This is a genomic window from Inquilinus sp. OTU3971, assembly GCF_038440215.1.
Genome location: NZ_JASATH010000296.1, coordinates 1 through 6,122, shown reverse-complemented (window position 1 = coordinate 6,122; position 6,122 = coordinate 1). Strand labels below are relative to the sequence as shown.

Below are 6,122 nucleotides of genomic sequence, written 5' to 3'. Positions count from 1 at the left end.
CGCCCCGAACAACAAACCCGCCCGCCCCCGGGGGGGGCCCGCCCGTTTTGCTTTGGGCGCCAGCCTTGCCGCGCGGCTGCGGGATCAGTCGACCGCGGCCCCGCGCGCGACGAAGCCGGCATTGGCGAAGCCCGGCTTGGCATAGGCCAGCGGGCGGCCGGCCGTGTCGTCGATGCCGCCGCCGGCGGCGCGCAGCACCGCATCGGCCGCCGCGGTGTCCCATTCCATGGTCGGGCCGAAGCGAAGATAGAGATCCGCCTCCCCCGCCGCGATCAGCGCGATCTTCAGCGAGCTGCCGAGGACCCGCCGCTCCGCCACCCGGCGGCCCTGCAGCGCCGCGTCCAGCTTCGGGTCGTCGCGATGCGACCGGCTGGTCAGCACCACCAGCCCTTCCGCCGGCGTCGGCCGCACGGCGATCCGCCGCGGCGCCTCGTCGCCCTGCTGCTGCCACGCCGTCCCGCCGGCCGCCCAGAAGCGGCGGTCGAAGGCCGGCGCCTCGACCACGCCCAGCACCGGGATGCCGTTCACGACGAGGCCGATGTTGACGGTGAACTCGCCGTTGCGGCGCAGGAACTCCTTGGTGCCGTCGACCGGGTCGACCAGCCAGAAGCGATCGGCCGCGGCCGGAATGCCGTGGGCGGCGCAATGCTCTTCCGCCACCACAGGCACGCCCGGCAGCAGGGCGCGCAGGCCGGGCAGGATCAGCGCCTCGGCGGCGTGGTCCGCGGCGGTGACCGGGCTGCCGTCGTCCTTGCGCAGGGTGGTGCCGTCGAAGCTGTTGTAGATCTCGAGCACCACCCGGCCGGCGCGACGGGCCAGATCGACGACCGCCTCGACCGGCGGCAGCGCATCGGCCGCCATCACGCGGCCTCGCGCAGCGCCGACCAGGTCTCGTCCAGCGCCAGGCTGAAGCGCTGCAGCATTTCCGCCACGCCGGCCTCGTCGATGATCATCGGCGGGCAGAAGCCGATGACGTCGCCCGGCAGGGCGCGGGTCAGCAGGCCATGTGCCTGGGCCCGGCGGACCAGCCCGGCGCCGATGCCGCGGGCCTTGTCGAAATTGGTCCGGGCGGCCTTGTGGGCCACCAGCTCGGCCCCGGCGATCAGGCCGAGGCCGCGCACCTCGCCGACCAGCGGATGGCCGGCATGACGACGCAGCCCCTCCTGCAGCGCCGCGCCAACCCGCCGAACGCGGTCGACGATGTCCATCTCGCGGTAGATCTTCAGCGTCTCCAGCGCCACCGCCGCGGCCACCGGGTGGCCGCCATAGGTGTTGCCATGGCCGAACATGCCGTGCTTGTCGCTGCCCGCCACCAGCGCCTCGTAGACCGGGCCGGAGACCAGCGTCGCCGCGATCGGCAGGAAGCCGGCCGACAGCTGCTTGGCCACGGTCATGATGTCCGGCCGGATGCCGAAGCTGTCGCAGCCGAACCAGTTGCCGGTGCGGGCGAAGCCGCAGATCACCTCGTCGGCGATGAACAGGATGTCGTGCCGGCGCAGCACCGCCTGCACCTTCTCGAAATAGGTGCGCGGCGGCACGATCACGCCGCCCGCGCCCATCACCGGCTCGGCGATGAAGGCGGCCACCGTCTCCGGCCCCTCGGCCTGGATCGTCGCCTCCAGCTGCACGGCCAGGCGGGTGGCATAGTCCTCCTCGCTCTCGCCCGGCTCGGCGCCGTGATAATGGTGCGGCGTGTCGACATGCACCACCCGGCCGACCGGCAGGTCGAACCCGTCCTGGGCGTAGGCCAGGCCGGTCAGGCTGCCCGACATCACGGTGACGCCGTGATAGGCCTTGCGGCGGGCGATGATCTTCTTCTTCTCCGGCCGGCCCAGCGCGTTGTTGACGTACCAGGCGATCTTGACCGCCAGATCGTTGGCCTCGGAGCCGGAATTGACGAACAGCGCCCGCTCCAGCGGCTTCGGCGCGATCGCCATCAGCGCCTCGGCCAGGTCGACCAGCACGTCCGGCACCTTGCCGCCGAAGGCGTGGTAGAAGGGCAGCTGCCGCATCTGCCGCGTCGCGGCCTCGACCAGCCGCTCCTGGTCGAAGCCGAGCCCTGCGCACCACAGGCCGGCCAGCCCCTCGATGTATTCGCGCCCTTCCTCGTCATAGACGTGGATGCCCTTGCCGCGGCTGATCACCATCGGCCCGGTCTCGCGATGGGCGCTGAGATTGGTGTAGGGGTGCAGCAGGTAGGCGACGTCCCGCGCGGCGGTGGAGTTGGGGATCACGGACGTCCTCCGGCTGTTCGTTGGCGTCCGCCATCGTTACCGAAAGGCAAGGCGTCCGTCCCGGGCGTTTCGCGCATGGCAGGCCCGGAGCGGGGCGCCGCGCGCCGGAAGCAGCGCTGCGGCGTCACGCCGGTGGTCCGGCGGAGGTCACGGATGAAGGCGCTCGCCGACCCGAAGCCGCCGCGCGGTTTCCCTAGCGCGCGCTGCCGCCCGGCGAAGCGGCCATATTCGCCGGCGGCGGCACGCGCGGAGACACCAGCCGCAGCGCCTCCGCCATCCGGCGGATCAGGATCGCCGTCGCCGAGACGCAGCGCAGTGCCGGCAGCTCCACCAGCGTCCAGGACAAAAAGGCCACCGGCAGGGTGATCAGCACCATCAGGGGGAAGAGCTGCGGCCACAGGAGGCCGGGCCACAGGCTGATCAGGATCTGGCCGATCGGCCAATGCCAGATATAGGCGGCGTAGGACAGCTCGCCGACCCGGCTGTAGCCGAGAATCCAGCCCTTTGGAACCAGGGCGAGCCACAGCCCGGCCGACGTGCATGTCAGGATCGAGGCCGGCTCCGCCCACGGCGTGCCCCGCACCAGCACGGTCAGGCCGCCGAACGACGCCACCAGCCAGAGGGACACCGGAATCCAGCGGCGGTAATGGTAGACTGCGACGCCGATCATGAAGCTGATGCCGAAGCAGGCCATGGCTTCGACGGGCTCTGCCCGGCGGAGATCGGTGCCGAAGGTGATGCCGAGATAGAGGCCGGCGATGGCGGCCAGGGTCAGCGGCAATCGCCGAGGCGCCAGCCATCCGGCCGCCCACAGCAGCGCCAGCACGATGTAGCAGGCGACCTCATAGACCAGCGTCCACAGCGACACGTTGACCTTGGCCGACATCGGCACGGTCTCGAACATGCCGGGCAGGCCGGGCACGAACAGGCCGCTCGCCGCCTTCGGCAGGAAGAGCCACGTGTCCAGCCGACTGAAATAGTCGAGCACCGCCAGGTGGGTCATCAGCGGGCCGATCACGAAAACCATGACGGCGGCGAACAGCAGCAGCGGCGGGACGATCCGCATCGCCCGGGCTGCGGCATAGGCGCTGAGCGAGGACCTTCTGTCCAGGCTCATCGCCACCATGAGGCCGCTGAACACGAAGAAGAGCCGCAGCGCGTTCTTACCCATGAGAACCAGCGCCCAACGGAATTCCGGATCATGCTCCGAATAGTGCCGCTCCGTACCGCTGATCAGAATCGAATGCGCGAAGACAATGAACAGCGCGCCGATCATGCGACACAAATAGAAGTTGTTCTGCCGCTGCTCCATCGCCTGCTGCAGTGTCTGCAAACGAGCCTCCATCGCGACCGGTCGCCGCCGCACCACCGACGACCGGCATCGTGTCACCCGATTCCTGGGCAGCGGCACGGCACCGCGGCCGTACGCATCGACATCCCCGGTTGCTTGATCGAGGATCGGGCAGGATAGGAATATCGGGCAAGGCAGCCACTAGGCGGATGGAGTTACCCGAACGACGGAGGAGCCGGCCTTGTCAGCCCTCCTGCGCCTCATGCCGGCGGCCGAGCGCGACGGCGAGGGTCAGCGCCAGGCAGGGCGTGGCCGAGAGCGAACGGAAGGCGTCGATCTCGCCCTCATGCACCACGAAACAGGCATCGGCGATCGGGTAGACCGGGCTGAGATCGCTGTCGGTGATGGCGACGATCGGCACGCCGGCGGCGCGGGCCCGGCGCGCCACCTCCTGCACGTCCGGGGCGTAGCTGCGGAAGGTGACGACGAACAGCGCGTCGCCGGGGCGGATCGCCCGCGACTGCTCGGCCAGCATGCCGCCGAAATTGTCGAGCAGATGCACCGGCCGGTCTAGCTGGGCCAGCAGGTAGGAGAGATAGACCGCGATCGGGAAGGACCGGCGCTGGGCGGCCAGATGGATGCAGTCGGCCCGCGCCAGGATGTCGACCGCCCGGGCGAACACCGCCGGGTCGACGTCGCCGCGCAGACGCTCCAGCGCGCCGACGGAGATGTCGATGAAGGCGTTGAGCGGGCCGGACGAGGTCTCGGCCCCGCCGAAGCGGGCGTCGAGCGTGCGGATGCGCGCCTCGTAGCTCGGCATCCGCTCCACCAGCTGGGCCCGGAACAGGCGCTGCATCTCGGAGAAGCCGTCGAAGCCCAGCGCCTGGGCGAAGCGGACCAGCGCCGAGGGCTGGACCTCGGCCTTGGCGGCGATCACCGCCACCGTCTCCAGCGCGATCACGTCGGGATGGGCCAGGGCGAATTCGGCGATGGTCTTGAGCCGTTTGCTCAGCGCCGGGTAGCGGGCGGCGATGGCGCCGCGCAGCGCCTCGAAGCTGTCCGGCGCCGGCTCGACCGTTGCCGCTTCCGTCCCTGCCATGCGGGTTCATTCCAAACGTTCCAACTCTTGGAACAATAATCTCGAAATCGGCCGCGGGGAAACGCCATTCGCTGTGGCCCGGCCGCCGCACGAGTGGTATAGACCATCTAGCGCGATGACGCTGACGGCGCGGCTTGCTAGCGTCCCCGCGCGACAGCATCCAGGACCAGGGCATGGCGATCCGCATCCATATCGGCGTCGATGGCGGCGCGACCGGCACCAGGCTCCGCGCCGTCGATCCGGACGGCCGCGTGCTGGGCGAGGGCACGGCCGGCCCGTCCAGCCTGACGCTCGGCGTCGACGGCGCCTGGGCCCAGATCCGCGCCGCGCTGGACGCCGCCGGCGTGGTCGAGGCGGACTATGCCGACACGGTGCTTGCCTGCGGCCTGGCCGGCACCGGCCGGCCGGACAAGCGCGCCGAGTTCCGCGCCAAGGCCCCCGGCTTCGCCCGCCTGCGCCTGTGCTCCGACGCCCATGCCACGACGCTGGGCGCGCATGGCGGCCAGCCCGGCGCCGCGATCGCGCTGGGCACCGGCACGGTCGGCGGCTCCCTCACCGCCGACGGCACCACCCGCCAGGTCGGCGGCTGGGGCTTCCCGGTTGGCGACGAGGGCAGCGGCGCCTGGCTCGGCCTGAAGGCGCTGGGCGAGGCGCTGCAGCTGCTGGACGGCCGCGACGTCGACCCGCCCGGCGGCTCGGCCCTGCACCGGGCGATGTTCGAGACCTGCGGCGCCACCGGGCCGGAGCTGCTGTCCTGGACCTACCAGGCGCCTTCGACCAAATACGCCACGCTGGCGCCGATCGTGGTCCGGCTGGCGGGGCAGGGCGATCCCGCCGCGGTGCGGCTGATGCGCGAGGCCGGGCGCGAGGTCGACCGGCTGGCCCGCGCCCTGGATCCCGACGGCACCCTGCCCTTCTGCGCCGGCGGCAGCCTGGCGGCGCCGCTGCGCCCCTATATGGACCCGACCATCACCGCCCGGCTGCGGCCGCCGCTGGGCGACGCCCGCGACGGCGCCGTGCTGCTGGCCCGGTCCCTGGCCCCCGGCGAAGCCTGGAGCGACGCATGACCAAGTCCCTCGAAGGCCGCATCCTGACGCCGCACGGCTGGGTCGCCGGTCGCATCGGCTTCGACAGCCATATCCGCAGCGTCGAGCCGGCCGCAGGGGTGGAGGACGGCCCGATGATCGTCCCCGGCTTCATCGACCTGCACTGCCATGGCGGCGGTGGCGCCGACGCCATGGAAGGCGAGGCCTCGATCCGCACCCTGGCCCGCACCCATGCCCGGCACGGCACGACGTCGCTGCTGGCCACCACCATGACCTCGCCGGTCGAGGAGATCGAGACGGCGCTGGACGGCGCCGGCCGGGTCGTCGCGGGACGGCGGCCGGGCGAGGCCCGGGTGCTGGGCGTGCATCTGGAGGGGCCGTTCATCAGCCCGGACCGGGGGGGGGCCCCCCCCCCCCGCGCCCAACCCCCCGCGCACGCGCCCCTGGGGGGG

Annotated in this window: 6 protein-coding genes; 2 read left to right on the top strand and 4 right to left on the bottom strand. The window is 71.8% G+C overall.

Annotated features, from left to right (window positions below; all coding sequences use genetic code 11):
* Positions 1 to 84: 84 nt before the first annotated feature.
* The 4 genes from cysQ to AAHM41_RS38115 form a co-directional block, all read right to left on the bottom strand.
* Entirely contained in the window at positions 85 to 861 is a 777-nt protein-coding gene (gene cysQ, locus AAHM41_RS38130; RefSeq protein WP_342241859.1) for a 3'(2'),5'-bisphosphate nucleotidase CysQ, read from the bottom strand.
* Positions 861 to 2,234 carry an aminotransferase gene (locus AAHM41_RS38125; protein ID WP_342241858.1) on the bottom strand — a complete coding sequence of 458 codons (1,374 nt, stop codon included), beginning with the start codon at positions 2,232 to 2,234 and terminating at the stop codon, positions 861 to 863. The genes cysQ and AAHM41_RS38125 overlap by 1 nt, the downstream gene beginning before the upstream one ends.
* Positions 2,235 to 2,427: 193 nt before the next feature.
* The gene (locus AAHM41_RS38120) at positions 2,428 to 3,567 is read right to left on the bottom strand and encodes an acyltransferase family protein (protein ID WP_342241857.1); all 1,140 of its coding nucleotides are present in this window, start codon (positions 3,565 to 3,567) and stop codon (positions 2,428 to 2,430) included.
* A 202-nt stretch (positions 3,568 to 3,769) separates the two neighbouring features.
* Entirely contained in the window at positions 3,770 to 4,624 is an 855-nt protein-coding gene (locus tag AAHM41_RS38115) for a MurR/RpiR family transcriptional regulator (RefSeq protein ID WP_342241856.1), read from the bottom strand.
* A gap of 173 nt (positions 4,625 to 4,797) precedes the next feature.
* On the opposite strand from AAHM41_RS38115, the gene AAHM41_RS38110 reads away from it, so the two are divergent.
* Together AAHM41_RS38110 and AAHM41_RS38105 are read left to right on the top strand one after the other, a co-directional pair.
* Positions 4,798 to 5,691, top strand: coding sequence for a BadF/BadG/BcrA/BcrD ATPase family protein (locus AAHM41_RS38110; RefSeq protein WP_342241855.1), 894 nt, complete (start codon positions 4,798 to 4,800; stop codon positions 5,689 to 5,691).
* Positions 5,688 to 6,122: amidohydrolase family protein (locus AAHM41_RS38105; protein WP_342241854.1), on the top strand; the 435-nt coding region annotated here is incomplete at its 3' end. The genes AAHM41_RS38110 and AAHM41_RS38105, both read left to right, overlap by 4 nt.

What these genes read in the sequence shown, in the direction of transcription:
- AAHM41_RS38115 (WP_342241856.1), bottom strand. Translation starts at nt 4,624, where the DNA reads ATGGCAGGGACGGAAGCGGCAACGGTCGAGCCGGCGCCGGACAGCTTC.
- AAHM41_RS38110 (WP_342241855.1), top strand. Translation starts at nt 4,798, where the DNA reads ATGGCGATCCGCATCCATATCGGCGTCGATGGCGGCGCGACCGGCACC.
- cysQ (WP_342241859.1), bottom strand. Translation starts at nt 861, where the DNA reads ATGGCGGCCGATGCGCTGCCGCCGGTCGAGGCGGTCGTCGATCTGGCC.